The organism is Legionella qingyii, assembly GCF_003184185.1.
Window position 1 is genome coordinate 210,120 of record NZ_QHJG01000008.1, and the last position, 19,287, is coordinate 229,406.

The window sequence follows — 19,287 nt, forward strand, 5'->3', positions numbered from 1 at the left end:
CAATAAAAAGATAATTTTATCCTTAAAAAGCAGAATAACCTGCAACATAAATTAAGAAGAGAATTAAAATGCTGCGCCCTTTTTTAAGTAAATAGTAGGATAAAAATAATGAATCAAGATTTAAAAATTAGAATTGCAACAGCATCTGATATCCCCTTAATTTTTCAATTTATTAAAGAATTAGCCGAGTATGAGCAACTGCTCCATGAGGTAGTCGCAACTGAGGAACAATTGTTAGAAACTTTATTTGGCTCTAAAGCTCATGCAGAGGTTATCATTGGTTATCTTGATGAAAAACCAGTTAGCTTTGCTTTGTTCTTTCATAATTATTCAACATTTTTAGCAAAGCCAGGCCTTTATTTAGAAGATTTATATGTTAAACCCGAAGCACGAGGCTGTGGAATAGGACAAATTATGCTGGCCTACTTAGCTAAGTTAGCTAAAGATAGAAATTGTGGACGTTTTGAATGGTGGGTTTTAGATTGGAATGAACCTGCTATTAAATTTTATGAACGACTCGGCGCCAAACCAATGGATGAATGGACAGTACATCGGGTTAGCGGTCAGGCATTGGATGAATTGGCAGATAAGTACACTCACTTTAGTTCTCTATGAAACTCCCAAACAGCCCTAAATATTCTACCCATCGCAGAAAAAGCAGTCTGTCTCTTTTCGAATATCCAGCGGCTTAGGCACAGATGTGGGCAAGAGACAGTTGCAAACAACCAGGCTACACGTGTACAGAAAGATCCATAACCAAATCGATGAAATTCATAGCAGTCATATGATATTCAGTTATCGCTTAAAACCTATCCTTGCGTTCAAATTCTTTATTATATTCGCGCATTCGAATCAAGCCGGCATCATATTTTTCTTGAGCTTCGTAAGCATTGAGATAACGGTTGTTCGGTTTATCTCCCTCAACACCAACAATCGCATCAAGAAATTCAATTAACCATTGAAATATATTTCTCATTGGGCACCTTCCATGTAATAAATATTATCCCTTAAAACATTATAATCACATTTCTAATTTTATTGCCAATAGTCATCTTGTTTGTTCTTACTCCTCCATCGAGAAACAAAATATTCTAACTCAAGCATTTTGAAACAAATTGAATAGGTGCATTAAGTTTGACGAAGTTCATAATTCCGGGTTTATGAAAAACCTCTGGATTGATTTTAAAATCTTGTTTTTGCTTATGTGGAAGCTCATATTCTACTAGCAACAGTAATCCCGCAAATTGCAAGTTCGTTAGCCCACAAGGTAATTTTTCAGAGGCATACTGTTCATCATAGATAAGCCTATCATCCAGAATAATACTTTTTAATTGTTCATATAATGGGTGTGGCATTGCGGACACCTCTGAAGAAACTCATAGGCTCATCTATCAATCTAAATGTAGTATATAAATTCATCTCGAGGTGGTTTTATAGACCACATCATGATATAGGTCTTTCATTTTCTATTTAACTGGCAAAGTTTACTCTTATAGTTTAATTTATTGTAATTACTGCAAATTATTCTCTTTTTACAGCTAATTTTCTCTAACTTACGTGAGAAGACTCTATGACTATAAAGTGGATACCGGATAACCAAATTGGTGAATTGCAAAAAGATGGCACTTTTACTCGTGCTGCTTCATATGGCGTAAGCATGATTAACGCTTATTTCTTTGATGAATTGTCACAAATTGACCCTATCAGCCAAGAGGACAACCTATTAAAAATTATTGAAACCGAATCCAAACTTATACCTTCTTTAAAGGCTTTGGATATCATTGGTTTTTTTTCTCCGGAGGAGTGGTTGCAAAGCGAACACCAAGGTAGATTAATGATTATTTTGCTTTACTTTTCGCAACAACCTGAAGCAGTTACGCCAGAAATTGTAAACCGATTAAAAGAAAAATATTCAACGCTCACTCCGACATTACAAAAAATGGTTGATAAGATTTTACAGGAGTTTTCAGCATGAACTACTCATCTATTGCAATAGATCCAGATAAGTTGATTCCTGATAACAAACAAGGAATGATTACTGACAATGGAACGTTTTATCGTAAAGGGACATCGTTAGCAACATTTGATAATGCTAAAAAGTATCAAGCATTAATCGATAGGGGTGTGAAAGACATCGCTCATCCTGAAATTCAAACTGCAATCAATGATCAACGATTTATTACCAATATGATGGCAGTAGGATTATATTTTTCTTTTTTCCCAGAAGCAGATTGGTTAGCAGATGAGAAACAAGAAGGCCGAATGATGCCCGCATTGCTGATGTTGCAGCAATACCCTAATAAACTATCCCCTGAATTACAACAACGCTTACTCCACATAAAGAATAAGCTTAATCCCATTACGCAAACTCTAATTGAAGAAACATTGGATTATCATCAGAACTACCTTAACAGGCTTGAGAAAACAAAAAAATATATATCACATTTATTTATGCAATATGTGCACGGATTAGAAAATCAAGATATAACAGATATCGATGCACTCTGGTTGGATAAGGCAGAAAGCTGTTTAATTGTTCCCTCTTTTGATACGCCTATTAGAGGTAAAACTAATATTATAAACTTCACTCAAAGGAATTTTTCTAATTTTAAGAAATTAACGTTTCAAGTTTCCAATATTGAGGTCGATATCGACTTAATTAAAGGTATTGCACATTTATATGCACTAAAAACTTTAAAAGTAGAATTAAAAGAAGATAACGCATTCAAAGGAAAACCGATTCCGACTAAAGCAGTAGTCAATGTAGCGTTTATTCGTTTAGATGTTCCTTCCTGCCAACCGATTTTGAAGGGATTTGAAAATTGGCGATTAGGGAATTGGAAGATTTACAACTGGACTGAATGTTTTCCCTATTCTCAATTTTAAAGGACTTTCCCATGCCCATTAAATGCTTAAAAACATTTAGCTTGGTTTTATTTGCTTATGCCAGCCATTCATTCGCTGCTTTGTATTTAGAGAATCCTATTCAAAAGAATTTATTAACTGATGGTAAGATGCATCTTTATCTCTGTGGAACTGGAGATCCGGAAGTTACCATGCAAGAGATTCGCAAACCAGCTTGCCTTGCTCTGATTGCGAATAAGCAGTTTATGCTATTTGATGCGGGCGAAGGAGCGATTCAAACCTTGGCTTCGATGGGATTACCTTACCCAACAATTCATAATGTATTTATAACACATTGGCATTCTGACCATTTCAGTGGCTTGGGTCAGGTTATTAACGCTACTTGGAATAATGGACGTAACGAACCCATCAATATTTATGGACCCTACGGGGTCAAGCAAGTTGTAAAAGGATTGGCTAAAGCCTATCAACTGGATGTTATGTTTCGAGCTTCAAATAGCCAAGGAAGACTCGATCCACAAATGGGATTTGGGCTCCCCAAATTAGTGGATGCGGTGAAGCAAGATAAAATCGTTTATGATACCTCAGATATTAAAATTACCGCGTTTCCAGTTTCTCATGAACCCGTCTATCCAGCGCTAGGTTATGTCGTCCACTATAAAGGATGTAAAATCGTCATCAGTGGTGATACCAAAGTTACTCCTACACTCGCTACTCACGCTAAAAATGCCGATCTTTTGATTAATGAAGTGCTAAGTAATCCATTGAATCAAGCAATCTACCAACAAGCAATAGTAAAAGGTGATACATTGGATGCTGCATTCTCGCTAGAAACCAAGAACTACCATTCTGATTCACTAGAGCTTGCAAAAATGGCACAACAAGCTAAAGTAAAGCATTTGGTTTTGACCCATTTTGTTCCTGCCATTCCAACAACATCTTCCGTAACACAAGCTTTTGTTAGGGGAATGAGTACGTATTACACGGGATTAATGACGATTAGTGCCGATAAAGATGAAATAACCATTGAGTCGACAGGAGCAGGTAATTGTCAAATTCAATACAAGCCGGCACAACAGCCAGTGAGTCAGGTGCATAAAATTAATTAATTTATCAACCAAAATATGATGCGATTCTGATGCATAGAGTTGTAGCAATCGGACTAAGGTACCCTTGCCTCATTTATAAAATTGATAGTGCATTGTATATTGATGTATAGTTCTAAATTGGTTACAAGTCTGTTGATTTGAAGATCTATCTAAGGCCACTTCAGACGCTTTGAAAATAGTACTTTGTGATTAATAAGAATGGATGCATACCCTATGTTGAAGGATCGTTTGTGAACATTAAATACCTGCTTTCTATTTTTTGTGGTTTGCTCTCCTCTTCTGTCATAGCAAATCAAAGTTCATGGAGCACCTCTATTGCAGTCGGTGCAAGCCGTTTTACAAAAAGTAACGACCAAACCATTATCATCAGTGATTATATTACTGATTCACTGGTTAATTCCCACCAGAAAACGCAAGCAACCTATTCATTTTCTTTTCAAAGAAATATCTCTGTGAATAGCCAGTTGCTTAAAAAAATCCTCATAGGACCCGCTATTTATTATCAACAAGCACGATTCACTGGGGATGTTTACGAGCTCAATGATCCAGAATTTTTTAATTACACCTATAAAGAATCTGGAAATATCTTCAATCTAGTACTCCAGGGTGATTTGTACTTATTCTCTCCTATCGAGAGAATCTCACCGTTTATCACATTAGGTGCGGGATTAAGTGTAAGCAAAGTAACCTATCATGATCAGGCGCTCCCTGGTATCACACCTGTAAGCAGCTTGCGACTTCCAGCTAAAATCAATAACCAATTTGCAGGAGCAGCAGGTGCTGGCGTTGCCGTGCATCTAAATAAGAAATTTGATGTATTCGCTCGTTATCTCTATTCGCAAAGTGATACAGCACATTCATCATTATCAAATAATCATAATTTACTAGAACCCATTAAGCTTTCACTCAATAACCAAGCATTTTATATTGGGTTAAGCTTTAATTCTTTATGAGTCTTATTTATGAAAAAAATAACCCTGCTTCTTCCTGCTTTAATGATGTTTGGTATTACCGAACAAATTTATAGTGCCACGCCACTGGTGGAGTTCATTAATACGCCCACACCTTCGCAACAGGTTTTACCACAGGAAGAACTTATCTTATATTACACAGTACGTAATAATACGAAGGTTAATTTGCCCTTAGGCATTAAGTTATCGAGCCCATTAGCGTCGGTTGATACCAATTTAGGCAGCTGTGGTACATTCATCAATGCAAAGAGCAACTGTACATTAGCTATTGCCTATCACGCCCCCAATACAGTTAAATCAGTACCACTTACCATTAAGATCAACTATCAAGGGCGAACCCCTTTAGTGAATACGATTAATATCAATATCAATAAGGATATTGCTTGTACCCTCCTAAAAAAGAAAAGCTGGCAAACCTCCTTTTGCCAAGCTCAATATCAACATGCCTTAACCTTCACACCCGATGTATTTAATACAGCAAATCAAAAAGTTGTCGAAGAACAAACCCTGGGAGGAGTGTTCGGCATTTATAAAAAAACGGCTTCTGGAGAACAGATTTGTTATATAAGCTGTGGACTTCGTGCTTTAAACGATACGCCTCCAGATGAAAATACTCTTTTTGAACTCGCCTCAGTGACTAAAACATTTACTACAGCGAGTCTGGGTGCTTCAATCTATAAAAAACAAATCAATCCATTGTCACCGATCAAACCCGATCTGCCGTCTAAAAGTTGGGTAGGAAAAAGTTTTGATTTAACCTCCCATGAGTCCCCAGTGACTTATCAAGAACTCGCTACTTTTTCGGGAGGTTTCTGTTTTTCAGATGCTCCAAGCGTTGATCAAAACAGTGGTGATCAGAATTTAAATCAATCGAACTTCGTTAAAGATGTAAATAAACTGAATACTGCGCTTGCTACCTGTATTGGTGATGGCAAGCCACAAGTGCGCTTGGTATATGGATCCCCCCATTATTTGCCAACCCGAAATTTTTACTCGAACAGCAGCGTAGGATTAATCACTCAGGCACTCATGAATCGGGATGGCTTCCCCAATGTTTTGGAGGGTGATTTTAATGGATGGGTCTGTAACAATATTACAAACATTCTCAACATGCCTTTAACAAGTGCTTGTCTTCCAGACGAAGCACATAATGGAACGTGCCCAGTCATAACTCCTGCCGGCGCAACTCCTTGCAATACAAGCCAGTGGCAAAATGCTCAATATGCATCTGGATACCATATCGACAAGCTCACTCATGAATATCAATTAGGAAATCCTTTCCCATATGTGCCCTGGGCAGGTGCAGGATGTATTCGCAGCAATGCAAGCGATATGATTAACTTTATTCGTGCCAATTTGAATATAAGCACCAATCAGGATCCCAAGCAACTAACGCTCTTAAAAGGGATGCAAATCGCTCATGCACCCAATAATTATCTGCCTGTACCCGCAGGAAAGATTGTTCTACCCAATATTGGAAAACAAGAACCAATTGTCGGTGGACAAGGCTATGCTTGGGTCTGTGAACCAATCAATGGAGAAGTAATTTGTGGAAAAATCGGTGGCCATAAGGATTTCCGAAGTTTTCTTGGCTTTACCATGCAACAGCAATATGGAATTATAATTTTATTCAATACTGGAGCAGCAAAAACCGATGGAAGCTTAAAACCCTATATTAAATCCCCGCCTACAATAGCAACAATAGGAAAAAACATGATTTTAAACGCTAACAATCCTTAGTTTAAAAAACTAAGGACCTCAATCTATAAAATGTAAAAAGCTTAAGCTTATTCCTATGGTTCTTAAAAATCCAATAAATCTATTTTTAACAACTTTCAGATTAATTATTTAAGAACCAACAGAGCCAGTATCCAGAAAAAAATGAAATTCCTGCCACTGCTCATCAAAAAAATTGTGTATTATCTTTTAATTACCATAAATTATAGACATTTGTAACTTAATGAATTTATTAATATCTCTTAGAATTTTTTTTGTATTATTAGAAAAGACAAACTTTTCCTATTGCTCCATCAGTTGTTAATATTTCCTTAACAAATAAACAATACAATTAAATAATAACCAACTTTTATATTTTATAATCATGGCAGATAGAGTCGATTTAAAACATAATTATAAATTTTTTAATGAACAGCTCTCATGGTTTAAGGAACCTGTAGTTAATTTTTTAAAGAAACTAAAATTCTTGGATAGTGTCAGGGTAGATTTTGACCATCCTAAGGAGATAATCCCTGAGCCAGAACCGAATGGAGAATCGGAAATCCCTATTAATTTTTATGACGCTGCTGCATTAACCGAAGCAACACGTGGAGAGAGTTATGCTGTATTCCCTGAACTTCAAGGGAAAAAAATCAATGTTTTTGCACTACACGATAGTTTATTACAACGAGGGGTCATGGATCCTAATTTGCGTAATTTGACAATTAACCTTTTACTTCAAGGCCGCGGAGCTGTACCTTTTGGTATTGTAGTTCCTCTCCAATCCCTTATTTCTGATAATACCAAGTCAGGGATTGTTGTCACTGCTATGACAGAAGAAATGCAAATTAGTCTTGAGGTTAGAAATAAGGACAAAATCCAGTTAAAAATTGAAACACCAATTCAAATTCCGACAGCTACTGATCTTGGCAGAGAAAAAATAGGACACTTGTCTTGTGAGTTAAGTATCACAAACGATTCCATGTATATAGAAGAGATGAACTATACCAATACAGGTAAAAGTGAAATTGCAAAAGAAGTTTTTGAAGCGATATCCAAAGATTATAATCTTCTTAGCGAAATGTGGAACAATTTCTTGAAGTGTCTGGGAATTAAGGAAAAGAATCCTGAGCTTGAAATAGAAATACCTCATGACACTCCGAGCATGGGCTAATAGCTCAATTAGCACATACTGAAATAGGAAAAATTCCGTAAAAATAGAAAAGAAGGTTTAAATGAGTTTAAGGTTCATTTCATTCCATAACTTACAGTTTTACTTTGGTTTGCTGTAAATAAATCGTTCCTATTTTTCATAAGCTCTCCTTTTTGTTGATACAATTATTTTACCCAACTTGCATAATTCAGTAAATGCGCGGCGATACTAGCTTGTAACAAACGGTAGCCATAAGGATTTCCGAAGTTTTCTTGGCTTTACCATGCAACAGCAATATGGAATTATTATTTTATTCAATACTGGAGCAGCAAAAACCGATGGAAGCTTAAAACCCTATATTAAATCCCCGCCTGCAATAGCAACAATAGGACAAAACATGATTTTAAACGCGAACAATCCTTGAAGGAATTAATAGGCTCAGACTCGATTGATTTAATCCAAATATCGAAACAATCAATCGAGCCCCCCAAAATAATTTAATGATATTGCTTGTGGAATTTAAAAACACTATTAAACAGCAACAACAAGATCCTATTATTTGATAATCATGTAAATTGCCTAAAAAATCTTGAAAAAGCGGTAGAACAATAGATGGCTTTCATGCTCCCTCTATCTTAATTGGCAACTAAATGAAAAAGCGAAATTACTGCATACTAAATAGATTCTTTTTAAGCTTGTTTCCATCTCATCTTCACTTATAAATATTAGAAATTGAGCTACAAGTCCATCAAGTCCAGCATGAAACACCTAGGCTCATGCAAAATTCAGGTCCTACTTACCAAAGATTACAAAAGTAACAAAAATTGAACTATATTTATGAAAGATATTCTATTAATTCTGTGAGCCTGTTATGAGTAGAGAAAAAATTAATCAAGACATTGCTAAGTTTTTAAATAAGAAAATGCAAGAAACGTGGAATTTTAAGGGGAAGTGGACTGCCAATGCCGATGGGGTAGCCTATAAAATCGCTAAGGAAGATTATGATAAAGATAATATCCATCATAACGTGCTATTTGGGGAAAAACTTTCTAAAACTCAAGAGTCGCCTCCTGCATATGAAGCTGTATACACGAAGCCTTCCGAACTTATCGAGTTTTTAAAAAAAATAGAAGAACAGGAAATGGCAGAGAAATATCAGCAAGCGATCGAAGAAGAAAATAAAAATATTGCCTCCAAATTAATACAGTTAATGAAAAATGATAATGTTCAATGGGACTCTGATGTTGATGGGGTTTTTTCCACTACTACCCTGGATATAGATACGAGTGGATACAAGTATGCAGAGGCACCTTTATTAAACCGCGCGAAACAAGATCATGCTCAACGATCACATAATGATATTTTTTTGAAAGTTCCTGTTAAACCAAAAATTACAAGTATAAAAGAAAAAGATGGGCAGACAAATCAAGTTGAAATTAAAGCGAGTTATAGTAACGGGACAGATCTTGAGAAATTACATTCAAAAATCGATACAGCACTAAAATCAAAAGTAACCAGAACAAACACTTCTCAAGTTAAAGCCGATTTGGCAGCAATTAAATCCCAAGACCCTAGAATGAAAGAGATGCACAGTGAATTATTAGAGAAAATACGCCAATTTTGTGAACCATATTCTAACGTAGATGGCTTAAAAAAAATGAAAGATATAGCAACATACTCTGACTCACCAATGCAATCATTGATTGAAGTGATTCAATTAGCCGACTGGAAAAAATCAGACTCTGATTTTACCAAAGGATGGCACAACAAGATGCGTGGAAGAGCCCCTGAGGTTGAAGAGTTTTATCAAAATTTAGCAAAGCTTGAACTTAACAACCCTGAAAGTGTTAAGGAGTTTATTAATTCTTTGAATAAGGATAAAACTCAGGACAACGCTCCAAACAACAATTTTGGGTAATCTTGATTTGCTGTTAATAGTTATTAAACCAACAATACGACTCATTTAAAAAGAATGATGAATGGAATGGCATCAGCTGGATTTTTTGTAATAAATTAGAATACTTAGACAATTAAGAACATAAACCATCCTATCTGAATTCGATAAAAATAAAAAAATCTGCACATCCAGCATTCTCCTCCAATTTATTCAAAGTCGGTGTTTTAAACCTCCCCAACGTTCATCCAGGTTCCATTCCGCCGATAAAAATGCGCAGCTAGATGTCATCAAACGGCAGGCCATCTTGAGTTCGTTTAAAACGAACCGATGCAAGACTTCTATCTCTTATAATCAGGACTTACGAAAAACCCCCATCTCTTCGTTAAAAAATGTTTTTAATTCGGTCATTTAGTCTATCTAAACTCCCTCATTAAAAACATTTTTTGCCTCGACCTTGGGGTTTTTCGTAACTCCTGATAGATAGGTATTCACTTAAAGTTGCATTTAAAATACATCTTTATTATAATAATCTGGTGTAACATACTCTAAAGGAGCATATCATGTCAGCAAGTCATAAACCGACTAAAACCATCAGTGATAAATTTGCCTTTGGTCTTGTGAAGTTTTTTCGATTTTTTGCTGATACTTTCTTTCAAAAACGCTATGGAAATCGCGCGATAGTACTCGAAACAGTAGCGGCAGTACCTGGGATGGTTGGAGCGGCATTACTGCATCTACGTTGCTTAAGAAAAATCAAAAATGATGAGGGCTGGATTAAAACGTTGCTCGATGAAGCAGAAAATGAACGGATGCATTTGATTACTTTCATGTATATCGCCAAACCAAATTGGTTTGAACGATTTATTATTTTTGTAGCACAAGCTATTTTTGTGGTTTTATATTTATTGATGTATGTTATTTCTTCCAAAACAGCCCATCGATTTGTAGGTTATCTTGAAGAAGAGGCAGTGATTAGCTATACCCATTATTTACAAGAGTTGGATGATGGCCGCATTGAAAATTGCCCGGCTCCCGAGATTGCTAAAAACTACTGGGGATTAGCTACTGATGCACGTCTGCGAGATGTGCTATTGGCCGTACGTATTGATGAGGAAGGGCATCGAGATGTAAATCATCAGTTAGCTGATAAATTAGTGAACGAGCGTACTCTTTTAACTAGGCTGGAACCAGAGCTTACTGAGAATAAGAATATCAACCAATAAGAGAGTTATCGATAACCAGAAATAAAAGGTGCATCATGATATCAGAATACAGCGAGTTAATGTGCTATAAGCAAATCGAAATTGATAGCCATGGAAAACTGAAATTTTTCTTGGAAAAACACAGTACCAAAGAAGGAACTTGGGGTAAGCTTTCCCTCCAGGAAGGAATTATTGATTTTGTATTCCTAAATGGCCAGGGGCATGAATGTTCCCGAGCTCGAATCGATACGGAGCACCCTCAATTACTGATCCCCCCTGCTGCATGGCATAAAATTATTCCAATCAGTGACACGTTTAAAGCAAATCTTGAGTTTTATTGCATGCCTCAACGATATTTCAATAAAAAATACGGATTAGGAGCAGCACATAGTGACTTAGTGTATGCCTATCAGACTTATTTACACCATTTGAAGAACGCATCAATTCTTGATGTAGGCTGTGGCTCGGGTAGAAATTTGTTTTATTTGGCAAAAATGGGACATCGTGTGATAGGAATTGACCATAACAAACCGGCATTAGAAACAATTGAAGAGATTGTCCAGAAAGAAGCGTTATCTGGGGTTGATACGCTGCTGCATGATTTAAATCAACCCTTAAATCTTGGATCCGAACTTTATGATTTAGTTCTCTCAACAGTCACGTTGCAGTTTTTAAACCCTCAACGCATTCCAGGATTGCTCACCGAGCTTCAGGGAGTAACTAAAAACGATGGATATCATTTTTTAGTATTTCCCATTCAATCAGAACTTTATTCGCTGCCAGAATTCTTCACGTTTCTTCCGCAAAAAGAAGAACTCTATCACGTGTATCAAGACAGTGGATGGTCGATACTTGAATATAAAGAATCGGTAGGTCATTTACATAAACAAGATGAACTGGGAAGACCCATATCAGGTTTATTTGGTCTTTTGCTCGCACAAAAAATCGTATAACTCCAGTCTGCCCTATTTAATGTTCAAGATAACAGACAACTCATTTTTGTTGTGTAATACATCAGCTAAAGTATAGCGCCCCAAAATATCCATAAATGCGGCTTGAGCTTCATACAAGACCCCCTTTAATTTACATACAGGAGCAATACAACAGTTGGCTTTTTCCCTATTAAAACAAGGTACCAAATCAAAATGAGGCTCCAGCTGCGTAATGAGTTGTCCTAAATTAATTGATTCAGGTTGGGCTGCCATTAAAATACCGCCATTCTTCCCCCGGATTGTTTTAATCAGCCCCAATTTCGATAAATTGTGAATGATTTTTATCATATGATTGTTCGAAATATCATAAGCCTCGGTTATATCCTTAATCGTACATGACTCTTTTCGAAGGGCTATGTAAATTAATGCGCGTAATGAGTAATCCGTAAATTGTGTAAGTTGCATAAATAAATCCAAATTGTGAGTTGACTCCGATTATTTCTTTTTATAAGATGCATTGCAAATACATCTTTAAGGAGTATACCATGTTTGAGTCATTATTTGAGCGCTTGGGAGGCCAAGATGCAGTAAATACCGCAGTTGATATTTTTTATCGCAAAATGTTAATGGATGAGCGTGTAAGTCATTTTTTTGATGATATTGATATGGATCAACAAATCTTGAAGCAAAAAGGTTTTTTAACCATGGTCTTTGGTGGACCCAATCATTACAGTGGAAAAAGCATGAGTGAAGGACATGCCCATTTACTCAAGCGAGGATTAAATGATACGCACGTGGATATTGTTATAGAACATTTAGGAGCAACGCTTAAGGAGTTAGGGGCCGCAGCAGAGGATATTAAACAAGTGGCAGCTATTGCCAATAGTGTTCGCGATGAAGTGTTGGGGCGCTCATGAGTATTATAGACTTTAACAATCAATCATATGTCCTAGAACCTCAGGAAAATGTATTACAGTGTCTTCTGCGTCATGGTGTGAATTACCCCAACTCATGCCAGGCGGGAATATGTCAGTCCTGTCTGATTAAAGCTAAAGATGGTGTAGTTCATCCATCGTGGCAAGAAGGATTACCTGAAACACTTAAATCTCAAGGCTATTTTCTGGCATGTCTGGCACAACCAGAAGCAGCCCTTCAAGTTGTTGCCCCAGAAAGCGTAGAGTGTGAGGTCAATGCGAAAATCATTGAGCTTAAACCACTTAACTACAATGTGGTGCAAGTTAAACTTAGTGTGGACGAGTTACAACATTGGATCCCTGGCCAATATCTTAGCCTGATTAATCCCGAAGGCACCATGCGAAGTTATTCAATCGCCAACCTCTCTATGCAAGAAAGATTTATTGAGTTACACGTTAAAATCTATCCAGGCGGGAGTATGGGGCAATGGCTTGTGAGTAAGGCAAAAAAGAATATGGAGGTTAAACTTAGAGGACCTTTTGGCCGTTGTTTTTACTATAATCCCGACCAATTAACTTTTGATATGTTATTGGCTGGAACGGGTACGGGGCTTGCGCCGCTCATTGCCATTATTAGAAGCGCACTCAGCCAAAATCATCAAGGACGTATCACTTTAGTTCATGGCGGTCTTACCGATGAGGACATTTACTATCGTGAAGAATTGGAATCCTTATCGATAGTATTCAGTTCCTTTGTTTATGACCCTTGTGTGGTGCAAAGCCAGGGACGTTATCCTGAAGCGTTAATTGAACGAAGAGCATTAACACACATCAATAATCCTCATGATACCAGGGTATATGTGTGTGGACCTAAAGAAACGACCAATAAACTTAAAACCACTATCTTTCTCGCAGGAGTTCCTTCTAAACATATTTTTAGCGATCCTTTTCTTTAACAACGCCCTACTATTTCATCAGTTTGATATTTGCGGCAATACCTTTAGATTGAAGTTATTGCTGTGTGTTTTTAAATTTGGCACTTTTAAGGCAATCCATGCATTTTTTATTGGTATTTCTACTCTCTTCCATACTACTGTATACGATGTAGAAGCATATTGAGTAATGCAACCGCATTATTGTGCTCAGTTTCTTTAGAAGCAAACAGCAGGGTTACTTGTTGTTGTTTTGCTTTTTCTTTAATGGAATCGAGTAAATCGTGCTTGTCTTCCAATTCTTTTGCATAACGTTTTTGAAATTCCGTCCATTTTTGATCATCATGGTTAAACCACTTGCGTAACGAATCACTAGGTGCAATCTCTTTAAGCCACAAATCAATAGCAGCATCGTCTTTCTTAACGCCACGTGGCCACAATTTATCTACCAGTATTCTAAATCCATCTGTCTTTTTAGGCGCCTCATAAATTCTTTTGATTTCAATGTTTGGCATTTTAGAGCGCTCCTTTTTCATTGATGTCTTTAATACACCCTTTCTGTAGGTGCGATTATTTTAAAGGTTTGTGCTGCATGGCGCTAAAAATTGTATTTTATTAATTTACGAGCTACTCCTGTTTTAATGGCTGCATCTTTAACCGCTTGAGCGACATTTTTTACAACACGAGTATCAAATACGCTGGGAATAATGTAACTGCAGCTCAAATACTGCTCTTCTATAGAGTTTGCGATAGCATAAGCTGCGGCAAGCTTCATTTCTTCGTTAATCCTGGTCGCCATACAATCTAAAACACCGCGGAACATACCGGGGAAACACAATACATTATTAATTTGATTAGGGTAATCACTTCGCCCTGTTGCAACGATAGCAGCGTATTTTTTTGCATCTTCTGGCATTATTTCAGGTATAGGATTTGCCATTGCAAAGACAATTGCATCCTTATTCATTTTTTTTACATCTTTGGCCGTAATAACTCCGGGTTTTGAAACGCCAATAAAAACATCAGCTCCTTTGATTACTTCATGCACCGTACCTTGTTCAAGATTAGGATTGGTATGTTCGGCATACCATTGATGTGATGGGTGTAATCCTGGTTTACCTTGATAAAGCACACCGTCACAATCACAACCGATAATATTTTTTACGCCTAAATTGATTAGCATTTTAGTACATGCCGTACCCGCAGCACCAATGCCTACTACAACCACTTTAATCTGTTCCAGTTTTTTTTGAACCAATTTGAGTGCATTAATCATCGCAGCAGCAAGTACTACTGCTGTACCGTGTTGATCATCATGAAATACTGGGATATCCAACTCTTTTTTAAGTCGTTCTTCCACTTCAAAGCAGCGAGGAGCGGAGATATCCTCCAAATTAATTCCCCCAAATACAGGAGCAATATGTTTGATGGTGGCAACGATTTCATCCACATTTTGAGTATCCAGACAAATAGGAAATGCATCAACATTAGCAAACTCTTTAAACAATAATGCTTTTCCCTCCATAACTGGGATCGCTGCATAAGGTCCTATATTTCCCAAACCTAATACAGCGCTTCCATCTGAAACAACTGCAACCATATTTTTTTTAATAGTCAAATTAAATACATCTTCTGGTTTTTTATGAATTGCATCACAAATTCGCGCAACACCAGGTGTATAAGCAATTGATAAATCATCTCGGGTTTTTAATGGGATACGACCTTTAATTCTAATTTTCCCACCCAGATGCGCAAGAAAAGTTCGATCAGAAACTTGGAGCACCTCAACTTCAGGAATCATACTCAATTGCTTTACGATGATTTCAGCATGTTTTGGGCCGCATGTAAAAATGGTAAAATCACGAATCTGATATCCATCCTCAACACGAACAGTATCAATCGCATTGAGTTGCCCTCCTTCTTTTTCGATAACCGCTGCTAATTTACCAAAAGTTCCTGGAGTATTTTTTACGCGAGCTCTTAAAGTAATGCTGCTTGATGCCGAACAGATTCGATTGGCCATAATGACTCCATTTCTTCATGACTTCATAAGTATTTTTGTCATGCTCTTTAAAAAATTTAAGTACATTTTTTGTAATCCGTACAATTTTTTTGAATTTTATTAAGAAGATTTGATAAAATTATACTGATTCGGCTTATCTATTGTTAGGTCATGGTACGTTCATCTTGATCATCGAAGTAGGTATTTATATAACCAAAGAGAGTAATTAATTGACCATTTGATTTTAAAACAATATAATCATCCCCCCTTTTGAGCCAATTAAATTTAAACAATGCCTTTAATCCCTTTATATGAATTAGAAAATACATATTATCCAAAATTTATTGAAGCACTTGAGCTTGATCTGCACACAAGTAACCATAGTGCAGAAGTTATTCATCAAGTATTAAATCCAGCTCTTTCTTTATTGAAAGAACCTGGAAAATATACAGGTCTCAGTTTAGATCAAATCATGATAGGGACCATGAATATGGCAATAACCCTGCAAATTACCAAATATGGTACTCTTTCTCCGGAAATTGTAGAGAGCACTCTTTATGATAAATACATTCGTGAAGCTAATTATTGGTTTACAGGTTACAATACCGCATTAAACAATTATCAGGGATTATCCGATCAGGACGCATTGAGATTAGCAATCCCCATTATTGAGCGAGCTTCTAAGGGTTGCTTATATATCACCCCTTGCCTCTCCCACACTTTAAATTTATTTTTTGAGTATTACATAAAGCTTGGTAATGATTTTATTCCTCCAAATTTACCTACTGGTAATACATTTCATAAATGGAACCAAGAACAATTTTTGTGTTTTAACACAATTTATTCTTCTTCTTTATTGAGTCACTCTTTATTTGCAGTGAAAGCGTATAGATTGCCTACAACAAATCTTCCTGAAGACTTACAGGATGAATTAAATATCTTGAGCGCTGCAGATGAAGTAGATGAAGAAGATGATGCAGATAAAATAACTTCACCTTCATGTTGTAATATTATCTAAAAATAAAAAATTCCTTTATTGTTTCGATTCATCGTGCAAGAATTTCAATTTCGCATGTTTAGAATTATTGATGCTCTTGATAAATTAATAGAAGAGCATCATTCGTTAAAACACTACAGATATTATAGGAACCCTTCATGCATCACATAATAATGGACATTCTCTTTTCATTGATAACCCAACACACAAATCAAACATCCTAATGTTGGGTCAAAATGATCAACCTAGGCCTGCTATAATTGAAATAATACAATTAGATTGGAACTATCATGTATGCCAAATACGAGCTTCCTCCGGTTGTGTTATATGAAAGCCATGCAGATAGAGCAACAAGCGAATTTCTTATCAAACATCTACCTCATTTAAAAAAAACAGGTTATACCACAATTTGTGTCGATGGAATGGAGCCTGGAGCATCGCTGGAGCAAAATATTACAATAATAAAAACGCTCATCTGTATACAAGTAAAAAAAGTAGAGCAACTACCGCTTTCACGTCCTGAGTATACGCACGAAGCTGAAAAGTTAAGAAGCATTGTTGCTAAACTGGAACTTTTTGAGGCAATGAAAGAGCAATGTTTCAAACTTGGGGGAATTGATTTACCTGTCTCTGAGCAACTTAAAGAAAAAAGTTTAAATTCTGAAAAAAGAGAAAAAACACTGACTGATAATACCTTAAAAGAAGTTAAAAAAAATGACGGCGGGGTTATAGTTGTTCTGGGATTTGGTCATTGTATATTCCAACAAATGATTAAACGATACGCTGAAAATGCAAATCAATTCCTTTGGTTCCATATTCACAATCCGGCTAATGAAACTTTAGTTCACAAAGAATTGATTGCGGCCTATGCAAAAGGAGGTTATGGCACTTATTTTCCACTGGGGATTAATACGTTTCTAAGTTCCGATCCAAAGTTGGATACAGCGTTATGGGATCAAATAAGTGCTCATTGTTATAGTTACGAACCAGAGGAGCTTCACACATCGACCGCATCCATTTTGAAATCTCTAATAGGCCCGGAAGTTTCAGCCCATTTGCGCAAAGACGGTCAACTTCGTGTCGATGCACTTATTCCTCTCGAAAAAATTGAGCAGACACGACGAGTAAAATCCTCAGATTTCTTGACGAATCTAGGTAAAACCTTAGGCGGTAAGATTCCCTATGAAGTGACAAGCATCAAGAAAACGAATCAAGTGATTATTCGTGGTATTAATGAGCCCGAAATAGCCGAACAAATTAGTAGATTATCAACCAAAAAGTAAAACTCAAGTCGTTTCCTGGCATCATTGAGGAATGCAAGAATAAGAAGATTGAATAATTAAAAACAGAAAATCAATAGGTTACATTACAGCTCGTTTATTGAATTATCTGCTTCAAATTCACGAATATCCCCCAAATAACGTGCAAAAATAACCGGTGCTGACTGGACAGTTATTCAGCCATATTATGGATTAATATGGCTGAATAAAACCAATTCAGTTTGTATTTTATGTTACATTGGTTGTGGTGCAGAACTGTTCTCCTCAATTTGTGCCAGAATATCATGAAGCCCTTCATCTTGTTCAATGATTGAAACATAAGCAGGGTATTCCTCTTTTAACTCGCTAACATCGATTTTATTACTTAAAACTTCGATCAATAGTTTTGCAGCTAAAATTTGCTCATTGCAGCATTTCAGCTTTGATTTCATTTCCTCTTGTTCATTCCTATAAAATTGCTGCACAAAGAGACTAAATTTCGTAAGAATGCTGGTAGGTTCTGTTGAGAGGGTATCAAGTGCTTGCACAATGGCTTCGGCCTTTTGGGATTGTTCCTGAATGTATTGTTTTAATTCCTGAATCAGAAAAAACCGGCGCGTGAAATAGATGCATTGAGGGTGATCAGCCCAGATTCCAATTCCTTGATTGTAATAATCATGTTGAAAACCCATTAATTCAGCCCAGTTGTCCCGTTCTTCCTGAGATGCAAAAGCAATAGCCAGTTCATGTCCAGCATTGGCTGAATAAACACCATGATCACCAACGCCCTTGGAGCTTTTCATGATAATTTGATGATTTTTCGGATCAAGATGCACCATGTGATGGAACGGCTGCAGGTTCGATTGATAAAATTTATCAATAAGGGATGGATCATTGGGACAAGAAATACTGATGCTTGGAGTATTGTTCCAGCTTCCTTTGCAAATAAGCTGGGGAACAATACTGGCAGCATAAGTATTCTTAACGGATTCTCTTACTGTGTTTATGTAAGCGCTGACCTCTTCGGGCTTTTGATCGACAGAGTCTGCAAAAATTCTATTGATTAGGTCCGCAGGTAATTTGGATAAGTTCGATTCTGGCTGCATCGAACCTTGGATCAACACCATTGCCAGATTGGTAGGATCATAGTTCCAATCTAATTCCAAGGGAAAATGATAATCCAGTCCAAAATCTTTGGGAATATGCCCTGCAGAAACCATCAATTCGAATAGCTCCATGGTAAGTGCTATACCCAAGTCTCCATAGTTTCCACTTGATAGATCTTTCCATTGTGGTGTACGAGTGGGTAAATTCTTTGCAATGATATTTAGAATCTTA

The 19,287-nt window shown here is 36.7% G+C and carries 21 protein-coding genes; 15 read left to right on the plus strand and 6 right to left on the minus strand.

Going from position 1 to position 19,287, the window contains the following annotated elements; translation table 11 throughout:
- Positions 1-108: 108 nt before the first annotated feature.
- A complete protein-coding gene (locus tag DGG96_RS06990; RefSeq protein ID WP_110141389.1) occupies positions 109-615 on the plus strand; it encodes a GNAT family N-acetyltransferase in 507 nt (168 codons plus the stop codon).
- Between the two features lie 187 nt (positions 616-802).
- Here the strand turns inward: DGG96_RS06990 and DGG96_RS20780 are convergent, their stop codons facing one another.
- Together DGG96_RS20780 and DGG96_RS06995 are read right to left on the minus strand one after the other, a co-directional pair.
- Positions 803-976, minus strand: coding sequence for a hypothetical protein (locus DGG96_RS20780; RefSeq protein WP_165831564.1), 174 nt, complete (start codon positions 974-976; stop codon positions 803-805).
- 115 nt (positions 977-1,091) lie between these two features.
- The gene (locus tag DGG96_RS06995; RefSeq protein ID WP_110141388.1) at positions 1,092-1,355 is read right to left on the minus strand and encodes a hypothetical protein; all 264 of its coding nucleotides are present in this window, start codon (positions 1,353-1,355) and stop codon (positions 1,092-1,094) included.
- 215 nt (positions 1,356-1,570) lie between these two features.
- On the opposite strand from DGG96_RS06995, the gene DGG96_RS07000 reads away from it, so the two are divergent.
- The 10 genes from DGG96_RS07000 to tehB all read left to right on the plus strand — a co-directional run bounded on the left by DGG96_RS07000 (position 1,571) and on the right by tehB (position 11,866).
- Complete coding sequence (locus DGG96_RS07000; protein ID WP_110141387.1) at positions 1,571-1,975, plus strand: hypothetical protein; 405 nt, start codon at positions 1,571-1,573, stop codon at positions 1,973-1,975.
- Positions 1,972-2,886 (plus strand): hypothetical protein, encoded by a 915-nt coding sequence (locus DGG96_RS07005; RefSeq protein ID WP_110141386.1) that lies wholly within the window; start codon positions 1,972-1,974, stop codon positions 2,884-2,886. Before DGG96_RS07000 ends, DGG96_RS07005 begins: the two co-directional genes overlap by 4 nt.
- Positions 2,887-2,897: 11 nt before the next feature.
- Positions 2,898-3,974: an MBL fold metallo-hydrolase gene (locus DGG96_RS07010; protein ID WP_110141385.1), complete on the plus strand. Its 1,077-nt coding sequence runs from the start codon at positions 2,898-2,900 to the stop codon at positions 3,972-3,974.
- A gap of 230 nt (positions 3,975-4,204) precedes the next feature.
- Positions 4,205-4,927 carry an outer membrane beta-barrel protein gene (locus DGG96_RS07015; protein ID WP_158618861.1) on the plus strand — a complete coding sequence of 241 codons (723 nt, stop codon included), beginning with the start codon at positions 4,205-4,207 and terminating at the stop codon, positions 4,925-4,927.
- 9 nt (positions 4,928-4,936) lie between these two features.
- Positions 4,937-6,685: a serine hydrolase gene (locus DGG96_RS07020; RefSeq protein ID WP_110141383.1), complete on the plus strand. Its 1,749-nt coding sequence runs from the start codon at positions 4,937-4,939 to the stop codon at positions 6,683-6,685.
- A gap of 361 nt (positions 6,686-7,046) precedes the next feature.
- Entirely contained in the window at positions 7,047-7,835 is a 789-nt protein-coding gene (locus tag DGG96_RS07025; protein WP_110141382.1) for a hypothetical protein, read from the plus strand.
- 262 nt (positions 7,836-8,097) lie between these two features.
- Positions 8,098-8,238, plus strand: a complete 141-nt coding sequence (locus tag DGG96_RS20785; protein WP_158618862.1) for a hypothetical protein — start codon at positions 8,098-8,100, stop codon at positions 8,236-8,238.
- Positions 8,239-8,685: 447 nt separating this feature from the next.
- The gene (locus DGG96_RS07030) at positions 8,686-9,732 is read left to right on the plus strand and encodes a hypothetical protein (protein ID WP_110141381.1); all 1,047 of its coding nucleotides are present in this window, start codon (positions 8,686-8,688) and stop codon (positions 9,730-9,732) included.
- 539 nt (positions 9,733-10,271) lie between these two features.
- The gene (locus DGG96_RS07040) at positions 10,272-10,934 is read left to right on the plus strand and encodes an alternative oxidase (RefSeq protein ID WP_110141380.1); all 663 of its coding nucleotides are present in this window, start codon (positions 10,272-10,274) and stop codon (positions 10,932-10,934) included.
- Positions 10,935-10,969: 35 nt separating this feature from the next.
- Positions 10,970-11,866, plus strand: coding sequence for an SAM-dependent methyltransferase TehB (gene tehB / locus DGG96_RS07045; protein WP_110141379.1), 897 nt, complete (start codon positions 10,970-10,972; stop codon positions 11,864-11,866).
- A 12-nt stretch (positions 11,867-11,878) separates the two neighbouring features.
- On the opposite strand, the gene DGG96_RS07050 is transcribed toward tehB, so the two are convergent.
- Positions 11,879-12,310 (minus strand): Rrf2 family transcriptional regulator, encoded by a 432-nt coding sequence (locus DGG96_RS07050; protein ID WP_110141378.1) that lies wholly within the window; start codon positions 12,308-12,310, stop codon positions 11,879-11,881.
- Between the two features lie 80 nt (positions 12,311-12,390).
- Here DGG96_RS07050 and DGG96_RS07055 point away from each other — a divergent pair, with 80 nt between their 5' ends.
- A complete protein-coding gene (locus DGG96_RS07055) occupies positions 12,391-12,762 on the plus strand; it encodes a group I truncated hemoglobin (RefSeq protein WP_165831563.1) in 372 nt (123 codons plus the stop codon).
- A complete protein-coding gene (locus DGG96_RS07060; protein WP_110141376.1) occupies positions 12,759-13,715 on the plus strand; it encodes an FAD-binding oxidoreductase in 957 nt (318 codons plus the stop codon). The genes DGG96_RS07055 and DGG96_RS07060 overlap by 4 nt, the downstream gene beginning before the upstream one ends.
- 134 nt (positions 13,716-13,849) lie before the next feature.
- Here the strand turns inward: DGG96_RS07060 and DGG96_RS07065 are convergent, their stop codons facing one another.
- The gene (locus DGG96_RS07065) at positions 13,850-14,206 is read right to left on the minus strand and encodes a DUF488 domain-containing protein (protein ID WP_110141375.1); all 357 of its coding nucleotides are present in this window, start codon (positions 14,204-14,206) and stop codon (positions 13,850-13,852) included.
- Between the two features lie 83 nt (positions 14,207-14,289).
- Positions 14,290-15,714 (minus strand): NAD-dependent malic enzyme, encoded by a 1,425-nt coding sequence (locus DGG96_RS07070; RefSeq protein ID WP_110141374.1) that lies wholly within the window; start codon positions 15,712-15,714, stop codon positions 14,290-14,292.
- Between the two features lie 271 nt (positions 15,715-15,985).
- Between DGG96_RS07070 and DGG96_RS07075 the strand changes: the two genes are divergently transcribed.
- Together DGG96_RS07075 and DGG96_RS07080 are read left to right on the plus strand one after the other, a co-directional pair.
- The gene (locus DGG96_RS07075) at positions 15,986-16,711 is read left to right on the plus strand and encodes a hypothetical protein (RefSeq protein WP_110141373.1); all 726 of its coding nucleotides are present in this window, start codon (positions 15,986-15,988) and stop codon (positions 16,709-16,711) included.
- 269 nt (positions 16,712-16,980) lie between these two features.
- Positions 16,981-17,973, plus strand: a complete 993-nt coding sequence (locus DGG96_RS07080) for a hypothetical protein (protein ID WP_110141372.1) — start codon at positions 16,981-16,983, stop codon at positions 17,971-17,973.
- 230 nt (positions 17,974-18,203) lie between these two features.
- Here the strand turns inward: DGG96_RS07080 and DGG96_RS07085 are convergent, their stop codons facing one another.
- The gene (locus DGG96_RS07085) at positions 18,204-19,187 is read right to left on the minus strand and encodes a hypothetical protein (RefSeq protein ID WP_110141371.1); all 984 of its coding nucleotides are present in this window, start codon (positions 19,185-19,187) and stop codon (positions 18,204-18,206) included.
- Between the last annotated feature and the right edge of the window lie 100 nt (positions 19,188-19,287).